General features: G+C 69.1%; 23 protein-coding genes. 12 read left to right on the top strand and 11 right to left on the bottom strand.

Annotated elements, in window-relative coordinates; all coding sequences use genetic code 11:
- Window positions 1–20: 20 nt before the first annotated feature.
- The 5 genes from ACVN9Z_RS18025 to tet all read right to left on the bottom strand — a co-directional run bounded on the left by ACVN9Z_RS18025 (window position 21) and on the right by tet (window position 5,162).
- A complete protein-coding gene (locus ACVN9Z_RS18025; RefSeq protein ID WP_054471064.1) occupies window positions 21–620 on the bottom strand; it encodes a 2-hydroxychromene-2-carboxylate isomerase in 600 nt (199 codons plus the stop codon).
- A gap of 7 nt (window positions 621–627) precedes the next feature.
- Entirely contained in the window at window positions 628–1,956 is a 1,329-nt protein-coding gene (locus ACVN9Z_RS18020) for an MFS transporter (protein ID WP_049055120.1), read from the bottom strand.
- A 43-nt stretch (window positions 1,957–1,999) separates the two neighbouring features.
- Complete coding sequence (locus ACVN9Z_RS18015) at window positions 2,000–2,785, bottom strand: aldolase (protein WP_020927209.1); 786 nt, start codon at window positions 2,783–2,785, stop codon at window positions 2,000–2,002.
- Window positions 2,786–2,947: 162 nt separating this feature from the next.
- Entirely contained in the window at window positions 2,948–3,823 is an 876-nt protein-coding gene (locus ACVN9Z_RS18010; RefSeq protein ID WP_006387017.1) for a LysR family transcriptional regulator, read from the bottom strand.
- 142 nt (window positions 3,824–3,965) lie between these two features.
- Complete coding sequence (gene tet / locus ACVN9Z_RS18005) at window positions 3,966–5,162, bottom strand: Tet(A)/Tet(B)/Tet(C) family tetracycline efflux MFS transporter (protein WP_054444198.1); 1,197 nt, start codon at window positions 5,160–5,162, stop codon at window positions 3,966–3,968.
- 81 nt (window positions 5,163–5,243) lie between these two features.
- Between tet and tetR the strand changes: the two genes are divergently transcribed.
- Genes tetR through ACVN9Z_RS17990 form a run of 3 tightly spaced genes read left to right on the top strand, consistent with a single transcriptional unit; the run spans window position 5,244 to window position 7,143 of the window.
- A complete protein-coding gene (gene tetR, locus ACVN9Z_RS18000) occupies window positions 5,244–5,843 on the top strand; it encodes a tetracycline resistance transcriptional repressor TetR (protein WP_053500190.1) in 600 nt (199 codons plus the stop codon).
- Complete coding sequence (locus ACVN9Z_RS17995) at window positions 5,840–6,286, top strand: NUDIX hydrolase (protein WP_020927206.1); 447 nt, start codon at window positions 5,840–5,842, stop codon at window positions 6,284–6,286. Before tetR ends, ACVN9Z_RS17995 begins: the two co-directional genes overlap by 4 nt.
- Window positions 6,287–6,333: 47 nt before the next feature.
- Window positions 6,334–7,143: an aminoglycoside phosphotransferase family protein gene (locus ACVN9Z_RS17990; RefSeq protein WP_020927205.1), complete on the top strand. Its 810-nt coding sequence runs from the start codon at window positions 6,334–6,336 to the stop codon at window positions 7,141–7,143.
- Window positions 7,144–7,159: 16 nt separating this feature from the next.
- On the opposite strand, the gene ACVN9Z_RS17985 is transcribed toward ACVN9Z_RS17990, so the two are convergent.
- Complete coding sequence (locus ACVN9Z_RS17985; RefSeq protein WP_409142722.1) at window positions 7,160–7,918, bottom strand: AraC family transcriptional regulator; 759 nt, start codon at window positions 7,916–7,918, stop codon at window positions 7,160–7,162.
- A 138-nt stretch (window positions 7,919–8,056) separates the two neighbouring features.
- Between ACVN9Z_RS17985 and ACVN9Z_RS17980 the strand changes: the two genes are divergently transcribed.
- Together ACVN9Z_RS17980 and ACVN9Z_RS17975 are read left to right on the top strand one after the other, a co-directional pair.
- Window positions 8,057–10,216, top strand: coding sequence for a TonB-dependent siderophore receptor (locus ACVN9Z_RS17980; protein ID WP_054485716.1), 2,160 nt, complete (start codon window positions 8,057–8,059; stop codon window positions 10,214–10,216).
- 119 nt (window positions 10,217–10,335) lie between these two features.
- On the top strand, window positions 10,336–11,730 hold the full coding sequence (locus tag ACVN9Z_RS17975) for a GntP family permease (RefSeq protein WP_006387010.1): 1,395 nt from the start codon (window positions 10,336–10,338) through the stop codon (window positions 11,728–11,730).
- Here ACVN9Z_RS17975 and ACVN9Z_RS17970 read toward each other — a convergent pair.
- Complete coding sequence (locus tag ACVN9Z_RS17970; RefSeq protein ID WP_024068542.1) at window positions 11,709–12,629, bottom strand: LysR family transcriptional regulator; 921 nt, start codon at window positions 12,627–12,629, stop codon at window positions 11,709–11,711. The two genes, ACVN9Z_RS17975 and ACVN9Z_RS17970, sit on opposite strands and share 22 nt — an antisense overlap.
- Before the next feature lie 126 nt (window positions 12,630–12,755).
- On the opposite strand from ACVN9Z_RS17970, the gene ACVN9Z_RS17965 reads away from it, so the two are divergent.
- The 6 genes from ACVN9Z_RS17965 (at window position 12,756) to ACVN9Z_RS17940 (ending at window position 18,526) form a co-directional block, all read left to right on the top strand.
- Entirely contained in the window at window positions 12,756–13,499 is a 744-nt protein-coding gene (locus ACVN9Z_RS17965; RefSeq protein ID WP_038503275.1) for an SDR family oxidoreductase, read from the top strand.
- A gap of 53 nt (window positions 13,500–13,552) precedes the next feature.
- Entirely contained in the window at window positions 13,553–14,239 is a 687-nt protein-coding gene (locus tag ACVN9Z_RS17960; protein ID WP_241044094.1) for a YiiX family permuted papain-like enzyme, read from the top strand.
- Between the two features lie 163 nt (window positions 14,240–14,402).
- Entirely contained in the window at window positions 14,403–15,197 is a 795-nt protein-coding gene (locus ACVN9Z_RS17955; protein WP_054472530.1) for an enoyl-CoA hydratase, read from the top strand.
- Window positions 15,194–16,345: a CaiB/BaiF CoA transferase family protein gene (locus ACVN9Z_RS17950; protein ID WP_054472531.1), complete on the top strand. Its 1,152-nt coding sequence runs from the start codon at window positions 15,194–15,196 to the stop codon at window positions 16,343–16,345. Before ACVN9Z_RS17955 ends, ACVN9Z_RS17950 begins: the two co-directional genes overlap by 4 nt.
- A 76-nt stretch (window positions 16,346–16,421) precedes the next feature.
- Window positions 16,422–17,366, top strand: a complete 945-nt coding sequence (locus ACVN9Z_RS17945) for a LysR family transcriptional regulator (protein WP_458212449.1) — start codon at window positions 16,422–16,424, stop codon at window positions 17,364–17,366.
- A gap of 176 nt (window positions 17,367–17,542) precedes the next feature.
- Window positions 17,543–18,526, top strand: a complete 984-nt coding sequence (locus ACVN9Z_RS17940) for a Bug family tripartite tricarboxylate transporter substrate binding protein (RefSeq protein ID WP_024068536.1) — start codon at window positions 17,543–17,545, stop codon at window positions 18,524–18,526.
- Window positions 18,527–18,543: 17 nt separating this feature from the next.
- Here ACVN9Z_RS17940 and ACVN9Z_RS17935 read toward each other — a convergent pair whose 3' ends face one another.
- Window positions 18,544–18,864, bottom strand: coding sequence for a helix-turn-helix domain-containing transcriptional regulator (locus ACVN9Z_RS17935; protein ID WP_054446859.1), 321 nt, complete (start codon window positions 18,862–18,864; stop codon window positions 18,544–18,546).
- Between the two features lie 181 nt (window positions 18,865–19,045).
- The gene (locus ACVN9Z_RS17930) at window positions 19,046–21,145 is read right to left on the bottom strand and encodes a TonB-dependent siderophore receptor (protein WP_054472533.1); all 2,100 of its coding nucleotides are present in this window, start codon (window positions 21,143–21,145) and stop codon (window positions 19,046–19,048) included.
- Between the two features lie 435 nt (window positions 21,146–21,580).
- Here ACVN9Z_RS17930 and ACVN9Z_RS17925 point away from each other — a divergent pair, with 435 nt between their 5' ends.
- Window positions 21,581–22,465: a crotonase/enoyl-CoA hydratase family protein gene (locus tag ACVN9Z_RS17925; RefSeq protein ID WP_049055057.1), complete on the top strand. Its 885-nt coding sequence runs from the start codon at window positions 21,581–21,583 to the stop codon at window positions 22,463–22,465.
- A 21-nt stretch (window positions 22,466–22,486) separates the two neighbouring features.
- Here the strand turns inward: ACVN9Z_RS17925 and pdeR are convergent, their stop codons facing one another.
- Together pdeR and ACVN9Z_RS17915 are read right to left on the bottom strand one after the other, a co-directional pair.
- Entirely contained in the window at window positions 22,487–24,484 is a 1,998-nt protein-coding gene (gene pdeR / locus ACVN9Z_RS17920) for a cyclic di-GMP phosphodiesterase (RefSeq protein ID WP_020927192.1), read from the bottom strand.
- Window positions 24,485–24,797: 313 nt separating this feature from the next.
- Window positions 24,798–25,793: a tripartite tricarboxylate transporter substrate binding protein gene (locus tag ACVN9Z_RS17915; RefSeq protein ID WP_047992858.1), complete on the bottom strand. Its 996-nt coding sequence runs from the start codon at window positions 25,791–25,793 to the stop codon at window positions 24,798–24,800.
- Between the last annotated feature and the right edge of the window lie 82 nt (window positions 25,794–25,875).

Here is a 25,875-nt window from a genome sequence, read left to right as displayed (position 1 = left end):
CTCGCGGCGCCCGCCTGCGTTCAGCGCGAGGCGGCGACCGCCTCTTCCAGCATCTCCAGCCGGTCCTGGCCCCAGAACAGCTCGCCGCGATACACGTACGACGGCGAGCCGAACACCCCGGCCGCCACCGCCGCGTCGGTGTTGTCGCGGTAGGCCCGCCGCGCCGCCGGCTGTTCGGCGGCGGCCATCAGCGCGCCGGCATCCAACCCCTGTTCCCGCGCGATGGCGCGCAGCGTGTCCGGCGACGAGATGTCCCGCTCCTCGCACCACTCGGCGGCCAGGATGGCCTTGTACAGGGCCGCCACCGGCAAGCCGGCGGCATCGGCCGCGATCACGAGGCGCGAGGCCAGCCCGGCGTCCGGGCACATGTGGGCCGGCGTGGCATTGACGTGGATACCGAGCTTGCGGCACCAGCGCGCCAGCTCGGTCACGCGATAGGCCTGGCGTTCAGGCGCGCGCTGGCCCAGCAGCACGCCGCCGGTGCGCGCATAGACCTCGGGCAGGTCCACCGGCAGGTAGCGGATGCGCGCCTGCTGGCGCGCCGCCAGCGCCTCCAGCCGGTCGGCCCCCAGGTAGGCCCAGTCGGAGTTCAGCCAGAAGTAATAGTCGATGGTCTTCATGTCGTCCTCAGGTCCGGGCGCCGGCCGGCACGCCCAGCGCGGCCTGCGCCGGCGCATCGCCGCGCATGCGCCAGGCGCTGAACACCGCCACCACGCCCAGCGCGCTCAGGTACCACACCACGTATTTCGGATCGCCGCCGGCGCGCGCCAGCAGCCAGGTCGCGACGATCGGCGCCAGGCCGCCGCCGATCGCGCCGGATACCTGCACCGCCAGCGAGATGCCGGTGTAGCGCACCTCGGCCGGGAACTGGCTGGAGAACAGCGTGCCCTCGGGGCCGTACAGGCAAGCGTAGACCAATCCCACCGCCAGGCATACCGCGACGATGATCCAGCCGGTCTGGCCGGTGGCCAGCAACTGGAAGAACAGCGGCGCGCACGCCAGGATGCCGACCGCGCCGGCCATGAACACCCACTTGTGGCCAATGCGGTCGCCCAGCATGCCGAACAGCGGCATGGTGAACAACGCCAATGCCGCGCCCCAGATGGTGGCGTCCAGCATCACCGCACGGGGAATGCCCAGCGTGCCGGTGGCGTAGGCCAGCGAAAACGTGACCACCGTGTAGAACCAGGTGACCTCGGCCAGCCGCGCGCCCACCACCGTCCACAGCGCGCGCCGGTGATGGCGCAGCACGGCCGCCACCGGCACCTCGACCTTGGCGCCCTTGTCGCGCATCTGCTCGAAGTCGGGCGATTCGGCCACCTTGACGCGGATGAACCAGCCCACCGCCAGCAGCACCACGCTGGCCAGGAACGGCAGGCGCCAGCCCCACGACAGCATGTCCTGCTCCGGCAGCCCGGCCACCGCGCCCATCGCCAGCGACGACAGGATCAGGCCCGGCGCCACCCCGGCCTGCGGCAGGCTGCCGAAAAAGCCCTTCTTGCCCTGCGGCGCGTGCTCGACCGCCATCAGCACGGCGCCGCCCCACTCGCCGCCCACCGCGATGCCCTGCAGAAAACGCATCAGCACCAGCAGCACCGCGGCCCAGTAGCCGATCTGCTCATACGACGGGATCAGGCCGATCAGGATGGTGGGCACGCCCATCAGCAGCAAGGTGATCAGCAGCATGGACTTGCGGCCGATCCTGTCGCCGTAGTGGCCGAAGATCACGCCGCCCAGCGGCCGCGCGAAAAAGCCCACCGAATAGGTAGCGAACGCGGCCAGCGTGCCGGTCAGCGGATCGAACGACGGAAAGAAGATCTTGTTGAAGATCAGCGCGGCGGCCGTGCCGTACAGGAAAAAGTCGTACCACTCGATGGTGGTGCCCATCATGCTGGCCAGGCCGGCCGTTACGTAGTCCCGGCGCGAACGCGCGGGCGCTGTCTTGGTCGTCATCATCGTGACTTCCCCTTGGAGATATAGGTATGTGAGCGGCGTCGAATCAGCGGGCGGGCCGCGGCAGCGGCGCGACGCCATGCGTCTGGCGGCACCAGTAGTCGAAGGTGGCGCGCACGATCGACGGCTTGAGCAGGTAGTCGTGGGCCTCGCGCGCCAGCGCGTCGTCCACCGGCGTCAGCGGCCCGAAGGCCTGCGCGCGGATCTGCATGCGCGCCGCCCGTTCCAGGTAGACCGACAGGTAGGTCGCCTCTTCACAGGAAGCGCCGGCCGTCAGGTAGCCATGGTGCGCCAGGATGATGGCGCGCTTGGCGCCCAGCGCGCCCGAGATGATGACGCCCTCCTGGTCGGCGATCGGCACCCCGGGCCATTCGCCCAGGAAGGCGCAGTCGTCGTGCAGCGGCGTCATGTCCATCTGCGCGATCACCAGCGGCTGGCGCGCCGCCGCCAGCGCCGAGGCCCAGGGCGAATGGGTGTGGATGATGGATTGCACGTCGGGTCGCGCCTCGTAGACCCACAGGTGGAAACGCGTCGCCGGATTGGCCATGCCCTCGCCCGTGAGCGTGTGCAGGTCACGGTCGACCTCGATGAAGTCGGCCGGCGTGGCTTCGTCGAAACCCAGGCCGAAGCGCAGCGTCCAGTAGGCGCCGGGGCGCTCTGAACGCACACTGATCTGGCCGGCCAGGCCGGCTTCCTGCTCGGTCATTGCCAGGATGCGGCAGGCATAGGCCATGGTCTCCTGGATGGTGCGCGGCACGGCGCGCAGGTGCTGCGCCATTTCCTGGGTGGCGCGGGTGTCGAAGTACGCTTTTTCGCGCAGGGTGTTGTCCATGCTGCCGCCTCCTGATGCGGTCGGGTGGCGCGCACGGAGGGCGCGCCTTGGCGGACAGTATGGAAAGCGCCCCGCCGGCGAGCCATGCAGCGGCGCTCATAGCAGCTATTCGGCGCGGCGCTCCCCAGGGGCGCCGGCGGAGCGGTACGGGTAAACGCCGACTCAATCCCGCGCGATGCGGCGGGCGCAGTCCAGCAGCTCGCGCACCAGCGGCAGCGGCGGCCGCTGCGCCAGCGTGATGGCCACCACCCGCCGGCGCAGCACCGGCTGGCGGATGACGACCTTGCGCAGGCCGTAGTCGGCCAGCAGCTTGTCGGGGATGCGCGAGGGCAGGATACAGGCGCCCACCCCCGAGGAAACCAGCTTGAGCATGGCGTCGATGGTTTCGGCCTCGGCCACGAACTCGGGCTGCAGGCCGGCGCTGTGGATCATCTTGCGCAACGCGTAATGCGGCGGAAAACCCACCAGCCGCAGCGTCATGGCGGCCAGGTCGGCGCCATCCTCGACCGCGACCCCATGCCGCACGATCAGGCACATGTCGTCGTCGAACAGCGGCGTCGAGGCCAGCGCGTCAGAGGCCACCGCGGCGTCATAGACGAAGCCGATGTCGGCCTTGCCGCTTTCCACCAGCGCCACCACCTCCGGCGAACTGCGACCCATGACCGACAGATTGACGTGCTCGCGGCTGCTGACGAATTGCGCCACCACCTCGGCCATGAAGTAGTAGCTGAGCGTATGCACCGTAGCCAACCGCACCGAGCCCTGCGTCACGCCTTCGCGCTGGCGCACCGCCTCCAGCGTCTGGTCGATGCTGCGATAGGCCGGCAGGATGCCATCGAGCAGCCGCGCGCCCGCCTCGGTCAGTTCGACGCCGCGGCCGGTGCGCACGAACAGCGGCTTGCCCACGTGGGCTTCCAGCGCCGCCAGCTGGCGGCTCAGGCCGGACTGGGTCTGGTCCAGGTCCTCGGCGGCCCGCGACAGCGATTTCAATTCCGCGATCCGCACGAAATAGCGCAATTGCCTGTCCGGCGTGTCCATGCTGCTTCCCCCCGCGAGCCCGAGCGCAGGCCCTGTCGTTATCCAACGCGCTCATGGCGGCGCGCCTGACAGTGTGCACCAAGGGGCGGGCCGCCACTACCGGGATTTGCGCTAGGCCGCCGCGGCCCGGACGGGCGATCTGCTAGCGGGCCCGCGGCGCCGCGTCGCCAGGCGCGCCCAGCCGCGCCAGCGTCGGCGCGCACAGCAGGTAGAGCGCCGCGCCCGCCACCCAGGGCCAGCCGGTCCAGCCGCCGACGCTGGCCGCGTACAACGTGGTGAAGGCCAGCGGGCCGGCGATCGCGGCGGCACTGGCGAGGCTGTTCATGGCGCCCTGCAACTGCCCCTGGCTGCCCGCGCCCGCCCGCGCCGACAGCAGCGCCTGCAACGCCGGCGCGCCCACGCCGCCGGCGGCCAGCAGCAGCATCAGCGGCGCCGCCATCCAGCCCTGCGTGGCGCACGCCAGCAGGACATAACCTGCCGCGTCCGCCGCCATGCCCACCACCAGCGCGCCGCGCTCACCCAAGCGCGCGCTCAACGGGCCCGGCAGCGTCGCCTGCGCCACGGCGTGCAAGGCGCCGAACCCGGCCAGCGACAGGCCCACCGCCGCCGCGTCCCACTGAAAGCGGTCCTGTCCGTACAGCACCCATAGGGATCCCGGCACCTGCCCCGCCATCTGCATCACCAGGAACACCCACAGCAGGCCGGCCAGGTTCTTGCCGCCCAGTGCCTGGCGCAGGCCGCCAATCGGATCCAGCGCGCGCCACGACCACGGCGCGCGAGCGCCCCGGCGCGATTCCGGCAGCCACGCCAGGGCCGTCAGTAAGGCCACGCCATTGGCCGCCGCGGCCGCCACGAACGGCATGCGGGCGCCGGCCAGGCCCGCCAGGCCGCCCAGCGCCGGCCCGAGGATCATGCCCAGCCCGAAACAGGCCGACAACTGGCCGAAGCGCCGCGCGCGCCGCGACGGATCGCCGGCGTCGGCGATGCAGGCGCCGGCCACCGCGCCGGTGGCGCCCGTAATGCCCGCCAGGATGCGTCCCGCGTACAGCACCCACAATGCCGGCGCGGCCGCCATCACCAGATAGTCGACGGCGGCGCCCGCCAGCGACACCAGCAGCACCGGCCGCCTTCCGTAGCGATCCGACAGCGCGCCCAGCACGGGCGCGGCCAGGCACTGCGCCAGCGCATACAGGGACAGCAGCACCCCGTAATGGGCCGGCGTGGCCGCGGCATCGCCAAGCTGGTCGAGCAGGCCCGGCAGCACCGGCATGATCAACCCGGCGCCCGCGGCATCCAGGGTGACGATGAACAACAGCAAGGCAATGGCGCGGTCCGGCATCGAGGCAATAATTTATCAGTGATAAGTTTGTGCATCATAAATTGATCAGTGATAAATTATCCAGCCCAACAAGGAGTCCCTATGGCCAAACTGCAACGCGACGCCGTCATCGCCGCCGCGCTGGACTTGCTGAACGAGGTGGGCGTGGACGGCCTGACCACGCGCAAGCTGGCCGAACGCCTGGGCGTGCAGCAACCGGCGCTGTACTGGCATTTCAAGAGCAAGCAGGCGCTGCTGGACGCGCTGTCGGACGCCATGATGCGCGAGCACATGCATACCCTGCCGTCTCCGGGCGGCCCCTGGAAGGAATTCCTGTACGCCAACGCGCGCAGCTTCCGCCGCGCGCTGCTGGCCTGTCGCGACGGCGCCCGCATCCACGCCGGCACCCGCCCCGCCGAACCGCAATACGATCGCGTCCAGGCGCAGATCAAGCTGCTGTGCGACGCGGGCTTCACGCCGCTGCGGGCCGCCAATGCGCTGGTGGCCATCAGCCACTACGTGGTCGGCTCGGTGATGGAACAGCAGGCCGGCGAGGCCGCCGCGCCCGAGCGCGTCGCGCCGCCCGCGCCCCCGCCCGCCCTGGCACGCACCATGAAGGCGCTGGACCGGCAGGGACCGGACGCGACCTTCGAATATGGATTGGCGATGATGCTCGACGGCCTCTCGCCCGACCTGCCATGACCGCCCAGCCTTCCCGCCCCATCCCCGCCACCATCGCCGCCGTGCTGCGCGACGGCCACGTGCTGCTGGTGCGCCGCGCCAACCCGCCGGACCAGGGCCGCTGGGCCTTTCCCGGCGGCAAGATCGAGGCCGGCGAGCGCCTCGAAGACGCGACCGCGCGCGAGCTGTTCGAAGAATGCGGCGTGCGCGCGCAGGCGCTGCAGGTGTTCGACGCCGTCGACGTGTTCGACCACGACGACAGCGGCGCGCTGCGCCGCCATTACATCCTGGTCGCGGTACTGTGCCGCTGGCAGTCGGGCGAACCGGTGGCCGGCGACGATGCGCTGGACGCCCGCTGGGTGTCCCTGGCCGAACTGGACGGCCAGGCGCTGGCCACCAGCTTCGGCGTGGCGGCCATCGCGCGCAAGGCGGCGGCGCTGGCGGCGGCGGCCGGCATTCTCTGATACCGTAGCCCTGCCCGCCGCCGACCCGGCGCCCTACCCGCCCGCCCATGTTCGACACCTACCTGTCCCGCTGGAACCTCGTGCCCGATGGCGCCCCCATCACGACCCATGCCGCGCGCCTGCTGCCGGTGCGCCAGGCCGGCGTGCCGGCGATGCTGAAGGTCGCGGTCGAGGAAGACGAACGGCAAGGCGGCGTGCTGATGACCTGGTGGGACGGCCACGGCGCCGCGCGGGTCCTGGCGCACGACGGCGACGCCATCCTGCTCGAACGCGCCACCGGCACGCGCTCGCTGGCCGGCTATGCCCGCAACGGCCGCGACGACGAAGCCACCCGCATCCTGTGCGGCGTGCTGCGCGAGCTGCACGCGCCGCGCGCCAGGCCGCTGCCGCCGCTGCGGTCGCTGGAAGAATGGTTCGTCGAGCTGTGGCCGATGGCGCGGGCGCGCGGCGGCATCCTGGCGCACAGCGCCCGCTTCGCCCGCGCGCTGCTGGACGACCCGCGCGACCAGGTGGTGCTGCACGGCGACGCGCACCACGACAATGTCCTGGACTTCGGCGAACGCGGCTGGCTGGTGATCGACCCCAAGCGCCTGTACGGTGAACGGGCCTTCGATTACGCCAATATCTTCTGCAACCCCGACCTGTCCGATCCGGAGCCCCCGGTGGCCATCGCGCCGGGCCGCTTCGAGCGCCGCCTTGGCATCGTGCTGGAGGAATCCGGACTGGAGCGCCGCCGGCTGCTGCAATGGGTGGTGGCCTGGTGCGGGCTGTCGGCGGCCTGGTTCATGGGCGATGGAGACGATGCGGCGATCGACCTGGAGATCGCCAGGCAGGCGCTGGCGTTACTGGACCGCTAGAACCGGCGTCCCCGCCTCAACCGCCGGCGATCTGCTCCAGATACCGCGTCGGCGACACCCCCATCACATTGCGGAACATATAGACGAAGGCGCTCGCGCTGGCATACCCCAGCGTCCGCGCCACGTTCACCACCGACTGCCCCTGCAACAACCGGCAGATGCCCTCGTCGATGCGTACCTGCAGCCGCCAGTTGTGAAAGCTCATGCCGGTCTCGTCCTTCATGCGCCGCGCCAGCGTGCGCGCGCTGGCGCCCATCCGTTCGCCCCACTGCTCCAGCGTGTCGTCGTTGCCGGGCGATTGCAGCACGGCGGCGCAGACCTTGCGCAGGCGCCGGTCGAACGGCAGCGGCAACTGGCGATGCTGCCGCTCGGTGCCGGCCAGCAGGTTCAGCAACAGCTCGGCGCTCAGGCGCTGCACGGGCCCGTGGCGCGCCGCCGGCTGGTTCAGCGCCAGGATCAGTTCGCGCATCAGCGGCGCCACGTCCAGCGCGCAGGTATCTTTCCACAGCCAGGGCGCGGCGTCCGGCGCGATGAAGGCCGAGCGCATCGTCACCTGGCCGACCATGCGCACCTCGTGCGCCACGCCGGGCGGAATCCACAGCGCGCGCATCGGCGCCAGCAGCCAGGCGCCGTCCTCGGTCATGACGCGCATGATGCCGGTGGGCGAATACATCAGCTGGATGCGCTCGTGCGAATGCGGCTCTTGCCGCTGGCCATCTTCGTAGTGGAACGAGCGCGCCACCACGGGCGGCGCATCGAGGGGAAACTCACGCATTGGCGGGATTTCGATAGCAAGGGTTGATCGGCCCCCAATCCAGCCAGTTATGTCCGTTTTTCGACATTTTCTGTCCAGCAAACAGGGAACTTGCTTTTTATCATTAATGCAAATGATTCCCATTGTTTTCAAAAGAAAATGACGCCCGTCGCACTTCCCCCTGTCGCATTTGTCCCACGCCGCCTCCCCGCCTTCCGCCTGACCCTCGCCGCCGCCCTGCTGGCCCAGGCCGGCCTGCCCGTCCTGGCCCGCGCCGCCGACGAGGTGCCGCAACTGAGTCCCGTGCGAGTCACCGGTGCCGCCGAAAAGCTGTCGGACCCCGGCCAGACCGAGGGTTCGCAGTCCTACACCGCCAATACCGTCACCGTCGGCAAGACCGGCGCCAATGTGCGCGACATCCCCAACTCGGTGTCGGTGGTGACGCGCCAGCGCATGGACGACCAGAACATGGTCACGGTGGAGGACGCGCTGCGCCAGACCACCGGCGTCAGCGCCATGACCTACGGCGACGGCACCGCCTACTTCACCGCGCGCGGCTACGAGACCGACGTGCAGTTCGACGGCGTGCCGGCCAACGGCGCGCTGCAGTACCTGCCCCAGTTCGACCTGGCGCTGTACGACCGCGTCGAGGTGCTGCGCGGCCCGGCCGGCCTGCTGCAGGGCTTCGGCAGCCCCGCCGGCACCGTCAACCTGGTGCGCAAGCGGCCGCAAGACGCCTTCAGCCTGACCGGCGCGGTGATGGCCGGCTCGTGGAACAACTACCGCACCGAACTGGACGCGACCGGCCCGATCACGGCCGACGGCCGGGTGCGCGCCCGCGCCGGCCTGGCCGCGCAGGACCGCGACTTCTTCTTCGACAAGGCCCACAATCGCCAGGGCCTGGCCTACGGCTCGCTCGAATTCGATCTGACCGCCAACACCACCCTGACGCTGTCGGCGGCCTACCAACGCCAGCGCGAGGCGCCGTTCGACTACGGCCTGTCGATCTACTCGAACGGCCACATCATCGACTCGCCGCGCAAGGGCTTCTACGGCACCGACTGGTCGCGCGGCGACACCACCCTGTCGGAAATCTATTCGGAACTGAGCCACCGCTTCGCCAATGGCTGGACCGGCCAGGTGTCGATGAACTACCGCTCGACCGACATGGACAGCCGCTACGGCTACGTCAACGGCCCGGTCAATCCCGCCAACGACCGCGCCGGCTACCGCCTGCAGGTGCAGAAGGACCAGATCCGCTGGATCGGCTTCGATACCCATGCCTCCGGCCCCTTCAGCCTGCTGGGCCGCACCCACCAGGCCATGATCGGCGCCAACTACGCCGAGCGGCGCCAGGACAGCCGCTCCGGCGGCATGAACATCAGCAACGTGTCGATCCACGACATCGACGTGCCCGATCCGGACCTGCCCTACACCTCGGGCGACGACTCCAAGTCCAGCCAGATGGGCGTCTACGGCCAGCTGAGCTTGAACGTGGCCGACCCGCTGACGCTGATCGTGGGCGGACGCCAGAGCTGGTACCGCAACGCTACCCAGGCCATCCTGCCGGTGGCGGGCGACACCCAGCGCGATCCCGAGGTGCGCAAGTTCGTGCCCTACTACGGCGCGGTGGCGCAGTTGAATTCGTGGCTGTCGGCCTATGCCAGCTATTCGGACATCTACGCCTTCTCGGAAGCCTGGCAGATGACGGCCGACGGCAAGCCGCTCAAGCCGCGCACCGGCAAGCAGTACGAGATCGGCCTGAAGGGCCAGTTCCTGGACGGCGCGGCCAATGCCTCGCTGGCGCTGTTCCGCATCCGCGACAAGGACCGCGCGGTGGCCGACGACGCCAACCCGGGCCGCTACCTGGCGCAGGGCGAGGCCCAGAGCCAGGGCGTCGAGGCCGAGATCAGCGGCCGCCTGCTGCCCAACTGGGACCTGTACGCCGGCTACACCTACCTGCAGACCCGCTACCTGTCCGACCCGACGCAGGAAGGCCAGATCGTCAACCCGGAAACGCCCAAGCACCTGTTCAAGGTCTGGACCACCTATCGCTTCACGCCCGACGTGCTGCCGGGCTGGCGCGTGGGCGGCGGCGTGCGCGCGCAGAGCCGCACCAGCCGCAACAACGTTTCGTGGCAAGGCGGCTACGCGGTGGTCGACGCGCAGGTCGGCTACAAGGTGAACCGCAACCTGGACGCCTCGCTGACGCTGAACAACGTCTTCGATCGCCACTACTACGCCCGCGTGCCGTCCAACTTCTACGGCATCTACGGCGAACCGCGCAACGTGATGCTGACGCTGCGCGCCACTTACTGACGCGCGCATGGGGTCCGGTCCGACAACGGGCCGGCATCCCGCCCTGTCAAACAGCCGCCCGGAACGATCGGTTAAGGTGTAGCCCCACACCCCTTGACCCTTCATTCCTGGAGTAACGAATGACCGGATTGTTTATCGTGGTGGCGGCGCTGGCATTCCTGATGCTGGCGGCGTATCGAGGCTACAGCGTCATCCTTTGCGCGCCCATCGCGGCCATGGGCGCGGTGCTGCTGACCGACCCGTCGGCGCTGGCGCCGGTGTTCTCGGGCATTTTCATGGAGCGCATGGCGGGCTTCGCCAAGCTCTATTTCCCGGTGTTCCTGCTGGGCGCGGTGTTCGGCAAGCTGATCGAGCTGTCCGGCTTCTCGCGCGCCATCGTGCAGGCGGTGCTGCGGCTGATCGGCGCCGAGCGCGCCATCATCGCGATCGTGCTGGTGTGCGCGGTGCTGACCTACGGCGGCGTGTCGCTGTTCGTGGTGGTATTCGCGGTCTACCCGTTCGCGGCCGAGATGTTCCGCCAGGGCGGCATTCCCAAGCGGCTGATGCCGGGCGCGATCGCGCTGGGCGCGTTCACCTTCACCATGACGGCGCTGCCCGGCACGCCGCAGATCCAGAACATCATCCCCACCACCTTCTTTGAAACCACCACCTGGGCCGCGCCCTGGCTGGGGCTGATCGGCGCGGCCTTCACGCTGACCGTCGGGGTGGCCTACCTGGAATGGCGCCGCAAGCGCGCCGCGCTGGCGGGCGAAGGCTACGGCACCGAACTGCGCAACGAACCGGACACGCCCGCCGGCGGACGCGAGCATCACCCGCTGGTCGCGCTGCTGCCGCTGGTGGTGGTGGGCGTGGCCAACTTCCTGCTGACGCGCTGGATTCCCGGCTGGTACCCGGCCGGCTCGCAGGTCGAACTGCCCGGCCTGCCGCAGCCCCTGCCGGTCAACGCGCATGACCAGGTGGCGCTGTGGGCGGTGATGGGCGCGCTGATAGCCGGCATCGCCACCATCCTGCTGTTCTCGTTCTCGCACATCAAGGCGCATTTCGCCGAAGGCAGCAAGAGCGCGGTCTCGGGCGCGCTGCTGGCGTCGATGAATACGGCGGCGGAATATGGCTTTGGCGGCGTGATCGCGGCGCTGCCCGGCTTCCTGATGGTGGCCAGCGCGCTCAAGGCGATTCCCGACCCGCTGGTGGGCGAGGCGGTGGCGGTGACCTCGCTGGCCGGCATCACCGGTTCGGCCTCGGGCGGCATGAGCATCGCCCTGGCGGCCATGGCGCAGACCTTCATCGACAGCGCCCAGGCGGCCGGCATCCCCATGGAGGTGCTGCACCGCATCGCCGCCATGGCCTCGGGCGGCATGGACACGCTGCCGCACAACGGCGCCGTCATCACGCTGCTGGCCGTCACCGGCCTGACGCACCGCCAGTCCTACGGCGACATCTTCGCCATCACCCTGATCTCGACGCTGTCGGTGTTCCTGGTGATCGCGGTGTACTACCTGACCGGCATCGTCTGATCGTCCTGGCCGAAGGCGCGGCCAAAGATGCCGGCCAGCCACTGGCTGAACACCCGTACCCGCGCCGACACCTGGCGGTTCTGCGGATACAGCACCGACACCGGCATCGGCGCCGGCGGCGCGCCGGGCAGCACCAGCTTGAGCCGGCCGGCGGCCAGGTCCTCGGCCACGCGGTAGCGCGGCACCTGGACCAACCCCAGCCCGGCCAGCGCCGCGCTGGCGTAGAGCTCGGCGCCGCTGACGCTGATGACCGAGCCCGGCCGCACCAGCACGTTGCGCCCGTCCACCGTGAAATCCAGCGGCAGGCTGCGGCCGCTGGACGAGGACACATAGTCCACCGCTCGGTGCCCTTCCAGATCATCCAGCGTGGCCGGTTCGCCGTAGCGCGCCAGGTAGGCCGGACTGGCGACGGTGACCTGCGGCATCAGGGCGATCTGGCGCCCCACCAGCGATGAGTCCTGCAGCGTGCCGGCGCGCAGCACGCAGTCCACGCCCTCGCGCACCAGGTCCACCAGACGGTCGTCTTCGCCCAGGTGCAGCACCAGGTCGGGATAACGCTCCAGGAAGCCCGGCAACGCCGGCATCACGAACACCCGCGCCAGGGTGCCCTGCATGTTGACCCGCAACAGGCCCTTGGGCGCGGTGTTCAGGAAGGCACCGTCCGCTTCCTCCAGGTCGGCCAGCAGGCGCACGCAGCGCCGGTAATAGGCCTCGCCGTCATGGGTCAGCCGCACCTGGCGCGTGGTGCGTTCCAGCAGGCGCGCGCCCAGGCGCTTTTCCATGCGCTTGATCAGATTGGTGACGGTGGCCCGCGGAATCCGCAGATCCTCGGCCGCCTTGGAGAAACTGCGCCGCTCGGCGATCCGGACGAACACCTGCATTTCCTGGAAACGGTCCATGCGCGGGCTCTATTATTAATACAGATGAAATTATGTTAGCAAAACTGGCGTAATTATCTTTGGTTTGGAATAGTCCATGATTCGTTCCACCGCATGATTCGTCCTACATTCCACCCAGGAGTCACCATGAATTCCCAAGCCTCCCAACGCGTTGCCCTGGTCACCGGCGCCTCGCGCGGCATCGGCGCCGCGATCGCGCGCCGCCTGGCCGCCGACGGTTTCGCCGTCGCCATCAACTACGCCGCCAGCGCGGCCGAAGCCGACGCCCTGGCCGGCGAGATCCGCGCCGCGGGCGGCCGGGCGCTGGCGGTGCGCGCCGACGTGTCCAAAGCCGCCGAGGTGCGCGCCATGTTCGACCAGGTCGAGGCCGGCCTGGGACGCATCGACGTGCTGGTCAACAGCGCCGGCGTGCTGAAGCTGCAGGCGCTGGCCGAGGCCACCGACGAGGTCTACGACCAGACCTTCGACATCAACACCCGCGGCACCTTCAACACCCTGCGCGAGGCCGGCACACGGCTGGCCGACGGCGGCAGCATCGTCAACGTCTCCAGCACCACGCTGGCGCTGAACCTGCCCACCTACGGCCTCTATATCGCCAGCAAGGCGGCCGTGGAAGGCTTTACCCGCGTGTTCGCCAAGGAACTGCGCGGCCGCCGCATCACGGTCAACGCCGTGGCGCCGGGCCCGGTCGCCACCGACCTGTTCAAGCAGGGCAAGAGCGCGGAACTGATCGAGCACTACGCCAAGATGCCGCCGCTGGAACGCCTGGGCGAACCCGAGGACATCGCCGGCATTGTGTCGTTCCTGGCCGGCGCCGACGGCGGCTGGATCAACGGCCAGGTGTTGCGCGCCAACGGCGGCATCGCGTGACGCGCCGATCCGGCGCGGATGCTACTGTTGCGCCCATGCCAGGAATCGACCCAATGGACCCGATGACAACGCCCCGCGCAATCCGCGCTCCTCATCCAGAAAACGCCCGGCGCCGCGCGGCCAGCCTGCGGGCCAGCGCCGTGGCGGCCGCGGCGCTATGCCTGGCCCCGCTGGTCTCGCCCGCCGCCCGGGCCACGCCGCCGGTGCAGACCGGCGACCTGGTCTTCCAGCAATCCCGTTCCGCGCAGAGCCTGGCCATCCAGCAGGCCACCCGCTCGCCCTACAGCCACATGGGCATGATCGTGATGCGCCAGGGCGCGCCCTACGTGCTGGAAGCCGCCGCCACGGTCAGCTACACGCCGCTGGCCGCCTGGGCGGCGCAGGGCGAACGCGGCGCCTATGTCGTCAAGCGCCTGCGCGACACGGCGCGGCTCACGCCCGAGGCGCGCGAACAACTGGCTCGCGTGGGCACGGACTATGTCGGCAAACCCTACGACCTGGTGTTCGGCTGGTCGGACGAGCGGATCTACTGCTCCGAACTGGTCTGGAAGATCTACCAGCGCGCGCTGGGCGTGCGCATCGGCGCGCTGCAACCCTTGAAGAGCTTCGACCTGAGTCCGCCCGCCGTCCAGGCCAAGATGCGCGAGCGCTACGGCAAGGACATTCCCTGGGACGAGCCCATCATCTCGCCCGCCGCGATGTACGACTCGCCGCTCTTGACCACGGTCGCGGACCGCTAGCCGCGTGGCCGGCGTCGACATCGTGGCGCTCGCGCGGGCCGTCCCGTTCATGGGCAGATTTATTCCAACCGGGACTCATTCCATGAAAATTACTTGTTTGTCGTGATCAACCGCGGGGCCTAGCATGAGTGGCATCCCCCGACTTCACGGAGACAAGCCCGCCATGAGCGCCCCGATTCCCGCCTTCCCCCACAGCCACATCGAGCGCGACGCGCGCGGCGTCTACACGCTGCGGATCGACGACGCCAAGAGCCTGAACATCCTGGCCTCGCCGGTCACGCTGGGCCTGACCGAAGCCGTGCGCTGGATCGCCGCGCAGGCCGACGCCCGCGCGCTGGTGCTGCGCGGCAGCGGCGACAAGGCCTTCGTCGGCGGCGCCAACATCTATGAGATGGCCGAACTCGATCCGGACGGCGGCCGCGCCTTCATCACCCGCCTGCGCGACCTGTGCGAAGCGGTGCGCGCGGTGCCGGTGCCGACCATCGCCCGCCTGCCCGGCTTCTGCCTGGGCGCCGGCATGGAACTGGCGGCGGCCTGCGACATCCGCCTGGGTTCGCGCGACGGCGTCTTCGGCATGCCGGAGGTGCAGGTCGGCATTCCGTCGGTGATCCATGCCGTGCTGCTGCCGTCACTGATCGGCCCGGGGGCCACCAACTGGCTGCTGCTGACCGGCGCCACGGTCGATGCCGAGCAGGCGCTGCGCTGGGGCTTCCTGCAATTCCTGGGCGAGACCGGCGAGCTGGACGCGCTGGTCGAGCGCACCGTCGCGCCCATCGCGGCCAGCGGGCCGCTGGCGGTGCGTTCGCAGAAGGCGCTGCTGCGCTATTGGGAAACGTCCACGGTCGAGGCCGGCCTGGACCGCAGCGTCGACGCCTTCGGCGCGGCCTTCGCCACCGACGAGCCGCGCCGGCACATGGCGCCGTTCCTGGCCCGCAAGCGCGCGCGGGAGGCGCAATGACGGCGGCTGTCCCGGCCGCCGGCCCGCTGGCCGGCGTGCGCGTGATCGACATGACGTCGGTCGGCATGGGCCCCTACGCCACCCAGATCCTGGGCGACATGGGCGCCGAGATCATCAAGATCGAAGCGCCCGAGGGCGACGTGTTCCGCGCCTCGGCGCCGGCCGCCTCGCCCGGCATGGGCGCCGTCTACCTGAACCTGAACCGCAACAAACGCAGCGTCACCCTGAACGCCAAGGACCCGGACGACCTGCGCCGCCTGCTGCGGCTGGTCGACGATGCCGACGTCTTCATCTCCAACGTGCGCCCGCGCGCGCTGGCGCGGATCGGCCTGGACGCCGCCAGCCTGCGCGCGCGCAACCCGCGCCTGGTCTATTGCTCGGCGGTGGGATTCGGCCAGGACGGCCCCTACGCCGCCCAGCCGGCCTTCGACGACATCATCCAGGCCATGAGCGGCCTGGCCGACCTGCAGGGCCGCAACAGCGGCGCGCCGGCCTACATCAACACCATCATGGCCGACAAGGTGGCCGGGCTGACGCTGGCCTACGCCATCCCGATGGCGCTGTACGAGCGCGAGAAATCCGGCCTGGGCCAGGCGATCGAGGTGCCCATGTTCGAGACGCTGGTGTCCTTCACGTTGATCGAGCACCTGGGCGGGCGCACCTTCGAACCGCCGCGCGGCGGCATGGGCTACAGCCGCGTGCTGTCACCCGAGCGCCGGCCCTACCGCACCCGCGACGGCTTCCTGGCGCTGCTGCCGTATACCGATGCCCAATGGCGGCGCTTCTTCACCCTGGCCGAACGCGCCGACCTGGCCGCCGATCCACGCTACGCCAGCGCCCGGACGCGCGCCGGCAACTTCGACGCACTCTACCGCGACCTGGCGGACATCGTCGCGTTGCGCAGCACCGAAGACTGGCTGGCGCTGCTGGCCGACGCCGACATTCCGCACTCGCGCGTCAACCCGCCCGAGGCACTGTTCGACGACCCGCACCTGGCCGCCACCGGCTTTTTCCAGCGGGTCGAGCATCCCACCGAAGGCACGCTCACGGCCACCGCGATCCCGGTGCGCTTCTCGCGCACGCCCGGGTCGATCCGCCGCCTGGCGCCGCGCCAGGACGCGGATCGCGATATGCTCGATCCGGATTGATTCCCCGGGACGCGGCGGGCGCGTGCTTGCGCGTCCCGGGACCACCCGGGGCGCCCGCCCCCATTCCGTCGCGACCATGAACATCACCCTGAAGCAGTTGCGCGTGTTCTGCGCGCTCTACGAGTTGCGCAGCTTCACCGCCGCCGCCCGCGCCGCCTTCGTCACGCAATCGGCCGTCAGCAAGCTGTGCGCCGAACTCGAGGCCGAAGTCGGCCAGCCGCTGTTCGAGCGCTCGACCCGCAGCGTCACGCCCTGCGAGGGCGCGGCCGACTTCTATGCCTATGCCCAGGAGATCCTGGGCACGGTGCGCGCCGCCGAACGCAGCATGTCCGGGCTGCGTTCGCTGGAGCGCGGCGTGGTCGGCGTGGCCTGCTCGCCGATGATGATGGTCGGCCTGCTGGGCGGGGTGATCGCGCGCTACCACCGCCGCCATCCGGGCGTGAAGCTGGACCTCTTCGAACTGAACACCGACGAGACCATCGAGCACGTGCGCCATGGCCGCGCCGACTTCGGCATCGTCTCCACCGACATCGACGGCGACGAGCTGGCCGCGCGCGTGATCTACCGCGACACCATGCATGCCGCCTACGCGCCCGGCCATCCGCTGGCGCGCCGCAAACAGCTGCGCTGGGCCGACCTGGCCGCGCACGAGCACATCACGCTGCGCAACGTCTACAGCGTGCGGCGCGCCGTCGACCGCATCAGCGGCGAACTCGACCTGCAATTCCAGTCCGGCATCGAGGCCGGCATGCTGACCTCGGTGCTGAACCTGGCGCGGGCCGGCCTGGGCATCACGGTGGTGCCCGGCTACGTCTGCGCCTTCGCGCGCCAGCTGGGCCTGGTCACCGCGCCCATCGGCGGCGGCGGCCAGCGCGGCCATGCGCTGTGGCTGATCCAGCGCCACAGCGCGCGCCTGTCATTGGCGGCGGACGCCTTCCTGGCGAACCTGGAAAAGACGCTGCGCGCGCGCGAGGCCGCGCCCGACCCGACCCGCTACGACGAGGACGCCGCCGAACCGTGAGGCGGCGCCGGGCGTGAGGCGGCGCCGGGCCGATGCGCACGGCGCGGCACTTATCCGGATACGGAATAGGTCTATGAAAATTAGTCCCTTGTTGCGATAAGCCGCGCGGCCGCATCATGACGGAAATCGCGGCCGTTGCACGCCATCGCGGCCGCAGAAGAACACAGGAGACTTTCATGACCCGATCCCCGCAACGCAGCCGCATGCGCCGGTTCGCCGCCTGCTGCGCCCTGGCCCTGGGCACAGCAGCCAGCGCCGTCCAGGCCGACGACGCCTATCCCGGCAAGCCCATCACCATCGTGGTGCCGTTCTCGCCCGGCAGCGCCACCGACACCAGCGCCCGCATCCTCACGGAAAAGCTCGGCCCGCGCCTGGGCGTGCCGATCGTGATCGAGAACAAGCCCGGCGCGTCCGGCACCATCGGTTCGTCCACCGCCGCGCGCGCCGCGCCCGACGGCTACACCCTGATCCTGACCAGCAGCTCGACGCACTCGGCCACGCCCGCCCTGTTCCGCAAGCTGCCCTACGACCCTACCGGCGACTTCATCCACGTCATCCGCATCGCCACCATTCCCATGATGCTGGTGGTGCGCGCCGATTCCCCCTACGGCTCGGTGTCGCAGCTGGTGCAGGCCACCCGCGCCAAGCCGCTGAACTATGCCTACGGCTCGCCCACCAGCCAGATCGCCGGGGCCACCTTCAACAGCGTCGCCGGCGCCGCCGCCAACGCCGTGCCCTACAAGAGCCAGCCGCCCGCCGTCACCGACCTATTGGGCGGCCACGTCGACTACCTGTTCGCCGACCTGTCGGTGGTGACCTCGTTCATGCACAGCGGCAAGCTCAAGGGCATCGCCTTCACCGGCCAGGCGCGTTCCAAGGACTTCCCCGACGTGCCGACGCTGGCAGAACTGGGCTACCGGAATTTCGACCTGGTGGTGTGGGTGGGCGTGGCCGCGCCCAAGGACACGCCGGCTCCGGTGGTCGAGCGCCTGAACCGCGAAATCACGCGCATCCTGAGCGAGCCCGACAGCATCGCCAAGTTCGAGACGCTGGGCATGCAGGTCGCGCCCAACACGCTGGCCGAACACCGCGCCTTCGCGCAATCGCAACGCCAGATCTGGACCCAGCGCGCGATCGACGCGAAGATCGAACCGCAATAAACGCGCCGGACGCGGCCTCAGCCCATCCGGACCGGGGCCGCCGCGTTGGCCAGCGGCATCACGGCCAGCCGCAAGCCCATCGCCTTGAGAATCGCCAGCAGGCTGGCCAGCGATGGGTTGCCCTTGGGCGACAGCGTGCGGTAGAGCTGCGTCGGATTCAGCCGCGCCTGCTCCGCCACGGCCTGCATGCCGCCGAACGCCTGCGTCATCTGGCGCAGCACGATCAACAATTCGGCCTGGCTGCCATCCGCGAGAATCTCGTTGAGCGTCGCCAACGCAAGATCCGGATCGCCCGCGTACACCTGCGCCATCGCTTCGTCATGGAGTCTGCTTTTCATGGTTCCTGTCCCAGCCCAATAGCCATTCGATTCCAGCTTGGCGAGACCGTACCGCCGCGGCCGCACCATGCCTCGTCAATAAACGAATCTTAAACGGACACGCGCCAAACGCCCGGCGTTTTTCGAAAAAGCAGACGGGCGCCAAAGCGCCCGTCCGTCCTGCCGGGATGTTGGCTACCCGTCAGAACCGATACTGCGCCGTGGCGATCACCGTGCGCGGCTCGCCCACGCGGATCTGGCCGGCGCTGGTGGCCGAGGCGTAGTAGGTCTTGTCGGTGATGTTGCGCACCGCCAGGCGCCAGTCCCACTGGCCGACGCGGTAGCCGACCAGCGCGTCCCAGGTGGCGTAGCCGGGCAATACCGCGGTGTTGGCGTTGTCGGCGTAGCGCTGGCCGACAAAGGTCAGGCCGGTTTCGCCGTACAGGCCCTCGGCCGGCCTGTAGGTCAGGAATACGCTGCCGTTGCGCCGCGCCACGTTGCTGACGCGGTTGCCGGCCAGGCCGTTGTTGTCCTGAACGATGGCGGCGTTCTGCAGGCCGATGCCGCCGCGCAGGTACCAGTTGCCCGCGAGCCGTCCGGCGGCCGTGAGCTCGATGCCGCGCGAGCGCTGCTTGCCGGTCAGCAGCACGAGGGTCGGATCGACCGGGTCGGTGGTGCGACGGTTGTAGAGTTCCAACTGGTACAGCGCCAGCGTGGTGCTCAACTGCCCGTCGAGCCAATCGCTCTTGACGCCCACTTCGTATTGGCGCGTGTGTTCGGGGTCGACGTCGTTGGTGTTGCCGCGCGCGTTCGGCGTGATGCCGATCAGGCTGCCGCCCACGGGCGAGAAGGTCTTGCTGTACGAGGCGTAGAAGGAATGGTCGCGCAGCGGCGTCCACACCACCCCGGCGCGCGGGCTCACGCCACGGCTGTCGCGGCGGGCCGAGAGGTCGAGCATGCGATTGGTCGAATCGACGCTGAAGCGGTCCATGCGCAGGCCCAGCAGCACCTGCCAGGCGTCGTCCAGCTTGATCTGGTCCTGCACGTAGTAGCCCTGGCTGCGGGTCTTGTGGCGGGCCGAACTGCTGAGCGTCATGGCGCCGTCGTGCTGCCGCGACAGGTCCGGATCGTACAGGTCCAGCGCCGGCACCGGTTGCGCGCCCGGTCCCCGCGCCAGCGTGGTGTAGAGATCGGGCGTGCGGTCCTGGTTCGCCACGTCCACGCCGAACAATACCCGATGCTCGACGCTTCCCGTGTGGAACAGGCCCTCGGCTTCAAGGTTGTTGTTGATGCTGCGCGTGGTCAGGTCCTGTTGCCAGCGGGTGCGGCTGACCTTGCCGGTGGCGGCGCTGTAGCCGGTCAGGTAGGTATTGTCGAACTTGCTGTCCAGCGCGAACACGCCCAGCGTGTAGCGCAGTTGCCAGCCCGGCGCCACGCTGTAGGCCAGCCGCGAGCGGAACGATTGCGCGCGGTCGTCGATGTAGTCGCGGTCGGGGTCGCCGTAGACGGTCGAGCGGCCGACGTCGGCCGGCCGGCCGTTGACGCTGGGGATGCCGCGGTCCGGGGTGCGGTCGTAGCGGCTGTACTCGTACTGCACCAGCCAGTCCAGGTCGGGCGTGATGCGCCAGTTCAGCGACGGCGCCACCAGTTGGCGAGTGCCGCCGATCTTGTGGCGGAAGCTGTTGCTGTCTTCCTGGCCGATGTTCAGGCGCACGCTGACGTCCTGGCCGGGGTCGGCGCTCAGGTCGCCGTAGAAGCTGCGCAGGTCCCAGCTGCCGGCCACGGCCTCGAGCGTCGATTCGCGCCCGGGCTGCGGCGCCTTGCTGACGCGGTTGACGATGCCGCCCTGGCTGCCGCGGCCATACAGCACCGCCGCCGGGCCCTTGAGCACCTCGATCCGCTCGATGTTGTGCAGGTCGCGCACGTACTGACTGTCGTCGCGGATGCCGTCCAGGTAGAAATCGTTGCTGGCGTCGAAGCCGCGGATGCGCAGCGAATCGAAACGGGTGTCGGAGGCGTTGCTGACGTTGGGGATGCCGGACAAGGCTTCGCCCAGCGTATTGATGCCGTAGTTCCGCAGGTTCTCGACCTTGACGCTGTCGATGGCCTGCGGCACGTAGCGCGCGGCGGTCTGGGTGCGGGTGGCGGTGGTGACTTCGGGCACCCGCGGATCGTCGGCGTTGGCGCCTTCGACACTGATGGCGGGAAGCTGCGCGGGTTCGGCGTGGAGCGGGGCAACGGGGACCATCAAGGCCAGCGCGGCCCCAAGCATGAGGCGGCGCGGTACAGGGAAAACGGGCATCGCAAGCTATCTGTAAGATTCATCGAGCCGCGATCATATCGATAATGAAACTTATTTGTAAATGAGAATCCTATCATTTACAAAACCCTTGCTTTGGCTGTTGCGGTGTCGCAACGACACCCGCTCGCCAGCCCCGCGCCGGTCGCGCCGCGCCATCCCCTGCCCTCCATTCGCATGAGCCGACGGCGTCGTGCGCGCGCCTTGCAACGCTCGCGAATCTGCGACGGTCCTCATCCATGCCGACGAGTCTCGGGTCATCCAGCCGCATGACATCGCGGCCCCGGACGCAATGTTTTCCAAACAATCACTCCGATGTTTGCACTACGGAAAACTCTAGCCGGCCGGACGAGGTTTGCATGAGAGGGACGGGGCAACACCTGTATTAGGCTGGCCCGGCAGTACTCCGACTCACCTTGATCGATTGGACGAAAGCAAATGAATCAACTCATTCATCCGGACTGCCATCCCTTTACCGCCGCAGGCAATTTGAAGCAAGTCTCCGCGTTCTATGAGGAAGGACGACGTGTCATGTGGATGATGCTGCGCGCCCAGCCGCGCCCCTGCTTTAACCATGAACTGATCGACGAAATCATGACCCTGGCGCGCGCCGCCAAGGACTCCGGCCTGCCCATCGACTTCTGGGTCACGGGCTCGCTGGTGCCGCAGATCTACAACGTCGGCGGCGACCTCAACTTCTTCGCCGAAGCCATCCGCACCGGCCGCCGCGAGGCGCTGCGCGCCTATGCCCGCGCCTGCGTCGATTGCGTGCATGCGGCCACCCGTGGCTTCGACACCGGCGCGGTGTCGCTGGCCATGATCGAAGGCACGGCGCTGGGGGGTGGCTTCGAGGCGGCGCTGGCGCACCACTTCGTGCTGGCGCAGAACAACGCCCGCATGGGCTTTCCCGAAATGGCCTTCAACCTGTTCCCGGGCATGGGCGGCTATTCGCTGGTGGCGCGGCGCTCGGGCATGAAGCTGGCCGAGGAATTGATCGGCAGCGGCGAATCGCACACCGCCGAATGGTTCCAGGCGCGCGGCCTGGTGGACGTGCTGTTCGAGCCGGGCGACGCCTACAAGGCCACCCGCACCTTCATCGACGTGATGCGGCCCAAGCTGAACGGCATGCGCGCCATGCTGCGGGCGCGCCAGCGGGTGCTGCAGCTGACGCGCTCGGAACTGATGGATATCACCGAGGACTGGGTCGAGGCCGCCTTCTCGATCGATCCGAAGGACCGCGCCTACATGGAACGGCTGGTGATGGCGCAGAACCGGCGCTCGCCCGCGGGTCCCGATGGCCTGATCGACGCGACCATGCATTGAGGCCGGCGCGCGCCGGCCGCGTCAGGCGATCAGATGCAGCCGGCGCCGCTGCGCCAGCCAGGTGGTCAGCTCGGCCGCCGGCATGGGCTTGGCGTACAGGTAGCCCTGCTTGGCGTCCACCCCCAGCGTGTCCAGGAAGGCGGTTTCCTCCTGGGTCTCGACGCCCTCGGCGATCACCTGGAGTTCGAGCGTGCGGGCCACCGCCACGATGGCCCGCGCCAGCGCCTGCGACACCGGGTTCTCGTTGACGCCGCGCACGAAGCTGGCGTCCAGCTTGATCGCGTCCAGCGGAATGCGGGCCAGCTGCGACAGCGACGAATAGCCGGTGCCGAAGTCGTCCAGGTGGACGCGCGCGCCCAGCTGGCGGAACTGCTTCATCAGCTCGATCGCCGCGACTTCGTCCTCGATCAGGCAGCTCTCGGTCAGCTCGATGTCCAGCAGGCAGGGGGCCAGGCCGGCGTCGCCGACCGCCCGCATGAATTCACTGACCACGCCCTTGTCGTCCAGCTGCCGCGCCGACATGTTGATCGCGACACGCAGGTCCAGCCCGTCGCGCTTCCATGCCGCGGCCTGGCGCGCGGCCTCGCGCATCACCCACACGCCCAGCTGCGAGATCAGGCCGGACTCTTCCGCGTAGGGAATGAAGACGCTGGGGCAGATCATGCCGCGTTCGGGCGAACGCCAGCGCAGCAGCGCCTCGACCCCGTCGACCTCGCCGCCGCGCCCGGCCAGCTTGGGCTGGTAGTACAGCATCAGGTGGCCTTCGGCCAGGGCCTTGCGCAGGTTGGTGTCGAGCCAGACGTAGTCGGCGTTGCGGCGGTCCATTTCGGGCTGGAACACCCGATAGGTGTGGCGCCCGGCCTCCTTGGCCACGTACATGGCGATATCGGCGCTGCGCACCACGCTGTCCAGGTCGTCGCCATGCTCGGGATACATGGCGATGCCGATGGAGCAGCTGGTGTAGACCTCGATCAATTCCTGGCGGAACGGCTCGCGCAGGCGTTCGATGATGCGGCCGGCGGTGGCCTCCAGCTGCCACGCCTCGGCGTGTTCCTGCAGCACCAGGAATTCGTCGCCGCCCAGCCGCGCCAGCGTCTGGCCGGGCGCCAGGCAGCTGGAAATGGCCACCGACACCGACTTGAGCAGGCGGTCGCCGAAGCCGTGGCCGTAGTGGTCGTTGATGCGCTTGAAGTTGTCCAGGTCCAGGAACAGCACGCCGCCGCGCGCGCCCTCGCCTTCGGCCAGCGCCGTCTTCAGGCGCGTGGTGATGGCGTGGCGGTTGGGCAGGTTGGTCAGCACGTCGGTGTTGGCCAGCACCCGCAAGCGCTCCTGCGCCTGGCGCTCCTCGGTGATGTCGGTGCCCGAGCAGATCAGGTAGACGCGCTTTTCGCCGCTGCCGCTGGTGACGAACTTGTTGCGGAACAGGAACAGGCGCGGGCCCTTGACCGTGTTGATCAGGCGCTCGACCTCATAGGACTGCCCGCGCTTGTAGAACTCGGCGATGTTGCGGCGCGAGGCGGCGGCCTCCTCGCGCGTCATGAACATGTCGAACACGCTGCGCCCGACGATGTCCTGCTCGCGCTTGCCGGTGTATTCCTCGCTGACCTTGTTGAAGCGCTGCACGCGCCCGTGCTGGTCGACGATGACGATGACCGAGTTGGCCTCGGACACCACCGTCTCGGCGAACGACAGGCCTTCGACCAGGTCGCGCGCCACCGAGTCGGTGTCGCTGTGCGCCGAGGCCGTGCCGGCCCATTCGTTGGGATTGATCTTGCGGCCGACCAGCCGCAGCTGTATCGGATCGCCGTACAGGACGATGTCGATGCGCAGGCTGGCGGTGATGCCGGTCAGGGCGCGGATGGCCTGCGCCTGCTCGGGCTTGAGCGCCATCGCGATGTTGGTGGCGCCCTTGACCGCGGATAGTTCGATCGCGTCGCTGTCCGCCGCCAGCCTCCAATAGGGGCTCGGCGTACCGAAATGCAGGTACAGGATCGATTTTTCGTCCTGAGTCTCAGTCATTGGTGTCCCCCGCCGTCCTAGGAAGGCCTGCGAGAAACATACGGCCTAGCCAGTTCGGGGTCAACCACCCGTGCGAACAGCGTTTGGGCTGTATTGCGGATTATTTCACCGTCCCAGGCAACTGTAGCGTCATCATCGCCCTTGGCGCTATGGACGATTCACGGGAGGAAAGCCAACTTCACGACCGTTGCGCAACCCGGCATCCACCATGCAAACAATAACGCCGGAAATTTGTGACCATTTCCCGCATGTGGCGCAAATGAAGCAACGCGGGGGACGCGCCGGTGCCGCCGCGTCCCCCGCCCGCAAGGCCTTATTCGGGCTTGACCCCGGCCTCGTCGATCACCTTGGTCCAGCGCGCCACCTCGGCCGACACGCGCGCGCCGGCGTCGGCCGGGCTGGTCCATTCGGCAATGGCGCCCTGGTTCAGCAGCGAAGCCTTGACCGCCGGCTTGGCCAGGATCTTCTTGAGCTCGCCGTTCAGGCGGTCGATCACCGGCGCCGGCGTGCCGGCCGGCGCGACGATGCCGAACATGGAGCTGACCTCGAAGCCCGGCAGGCCGGCCTCGGCCGCGGTCGGCACGTCCGGCAGCGCCTCGACGCGTTGCGCCGAAGTCACCGCCAGCGCGCGCAGCTTGCCGGCCTTGATGCTGGCCTGCGAGGCCGGCACGGTCTCGATCATGCTGAGCACCTGGCCCCCCATCAGGTCGGTCATGGCCGGGCCGCTGCCCTTGTAGGGCACATGCAGGATGTCCACGCCGGCGGTGCGCTTGAACATCTCGCCGGCCAGATGCTGCGGCGAACCATTGCCGGCCGACGCCATGGTGACGTAGCCCGGGCGCGACTTGGCCAGCGCGATCAACTGCTTCAGGTCATTGGCCTGCACCGAGGGGTTGACCACGAACACCAGCGGCACGGTGCCGACGATGGACACCGGCGCGAAGCTCTTTTCCACGTCGTAGGTGACGCGGCCGCGGTACAGCGCCGCGTTGATCGAATGGCTGGTGAGCGCGCCCATCAGCAGCGTGTAGCCGTCGGGCTGGGCCTTGGCAACCTGGTCGGCGCCGATGTTGCCGGCGGCGCCGGCGCGGTTTTCGACGATCACCGACTGGCCCAGCGCGCCGGTCAGTTCCTGCGCCAGCACGCGGCCGATCACGTCGGTGGCGCCCCCGGGCGGGTACGGCACGATCAGGCGGATGGGCTTGTCGGGATAGGCGTCGGCGGCCAGGGCGGGCGCGGCGGCGCCGGTACACAAGGCCAACAGGGAAAGCAGCAAGGCGCGGCGGGGCCGCAGACGCAGGTCTGACATGTAGGTCTCCTGCCGGGATGGGTATAGGAATGGAACGGACGCCCGGCTCGTCAACCGCGCCAGTGTAGGAGGCCAATCTTGA

The sequence above is a fragment of the Achromobacter sp. KK8 genome, assembly GCF_054188005.1.
The sequence above is the reverse complement of the archived record's forward strand: the minus strand, read 5'-3'. Positions and strand labels throughout refer to the sequence as shown.

Coding starts and splice junctions, on each gene's coding strand:
- ACVN9Z_RS18025 (WP_054471064.1), bottom strand. CDS start 620: ATGAAGACCATCGACTATTACTTCTGGCTGAACTCCGACTGGGCCTAC.
- ACVN9Z_RS18020 (WP_049055120.1), bottom strand. CDS start 1,956: ATGATGACGACCAAGACAGCGCCCGCGCGTTCGCGCCGGGACTACGTA.
- ACVN9Z_RS18015 (WP_020927209.1), bottom strand. CDS start 2,785: ATGGACAACACCCTGCGCGAAAAAGCGTACTTCGACACCCGCGCCACC.
- ACVN9Z_RS18010 (WP_006387017.1), bottom strand. CDS start 3,823: ATGGACACGCCGGACAGGCAATTGCGCTATTTCGTGCGGATCGCGGAA.
- tet (WP_054444198.1), bottom strand. CDS start 5,162: ATGCCGGACCGCGCCATTGCCTTGCTGTTGTTCATCGTCACCCTGGAT.
- tetR (WP_053500190.1), top strand. CDS start 5,244: ATGGCCAAACTGCAACGCGACGCCGTCATCGCCGCCGCGCTGGACTTG.
- ACVN9Z_RS17995 (WP_020927206.1), top strand. CDS start 5,840: ATGACCGCCCAGCCTTCCCGCCCCATCCCCGCCACCATCGCCGCCGTG.
- ACVN9Z_RS17990 (WP_020927205.1), top strand. CDS start 6,334: ATGTTCGACACCTACCTGTCCCGCTGGAACCTCGTGCCCGATGGCGCC.
- ACVN9Z_RS17985 (WP_409142722.1), bottom strand. CDS start 7,918: ATGCGTGAGTTTCCCCTCGATGCGCCGCCCGTGGTGGCGCGCTCGTTC.
- ACVN9Z_RS17980 (WP_054485716.1), top strand. CDS start 8,057: ATGACGCCCGTCGCACTTCCCCCTGTCGCATTTGTCCCACGCCGCCTC.
- ACVN9Z_RS17975 (WP_006387010.1), top strand. CDS start 10,336: ATGACCGGATTGTTTATCGTGGTGGCGGCGCTGGCATTCCTGATGCTG.
- ACVN9Z_RS17970 (WP_024068542.1), bottom strand. CDS start 12,629: ATGGACCGTTTCCAGGAAATGCAGGTGTTCGTCCGGATCGCCGAGCGG.
- ACVN9Z_RS17965 (WP_038503275.1), top strand. CDS start 12,756: ATGAATTCCCAAGCCTCCCAACGCGTTGCCCTGGTCACCGGCGCCTCG.
- ACVN9Z_RS17960 (WP_241044094.1), top strand. CDS start 13,553: ATGGACCCGATGACAACGCCCCGCGCAATCCGCGCTCCTCATCCAGAA.
- ACVN9Z_RS17955 (WP_054472530.1), top strand. CDS start 14,403: ATGAGCGCCCCGATTCCCGCCTTCCCCCACAGCCACATCGAGCGCGAC.
- ACVN9Z_RS17950 (WP_054472531.1), top strand. CDS start 15,194: ATGACGGCGGCTGTCCCGGCCGCCGGCCCGCTGGCCGGCGTGCGCGTG.
- ACVN9Z_RS17945 (WP_458212449.1), top strand. CDS start 16,422: ATGAACATCACCCTGAAGCAGTTGCGCGTGTTCTGCGCGCTCTACGAG.
- ACVN9Z_RS17940 (WP_024068536.1), top strand. CDS start 17,543: ATGACCCGATCCCCGCAACGCAGCCGCATGCGCCGGTTCGCCGCCTGC.
- ACVN9Z_RS17935 (WP_054446859.1), bottom strand. CDS start 18,864: ATGAAAAGCAGACTCCATGACGAAGCGATGGCGCAGGTGTACGCGGGC.
- ACVN9Z_RS17930 (WP_054472533.1), bottom strand. CDS start 21,145: ATGCCCGTTTTCCCTGTACCGCGCCGCCTCATGCTTGGGGCCGCGCTG.
- ACVN9Z_RS17925 (WP_049055057.1), top strand. CDS start 21,581: ATGAATCAACTCATTCATCCGGACTGCCATCCCTTTACCGCCGCAGGC.
- pdeR (WP_020927192.1), bottom strand. CDS start 24,484: ATGACTGAGACTCAGGACGAAAAATCGATCCTGTACCTGCATTTCGGT.
- ACVN9Z_RS17915 (WP_047992858.1), bottom strand. CDS start 25,793: ATGTCAGACCTGCGTCTGCGGCCCCGCCGCGCCTTGCTGCTTTCCCTG.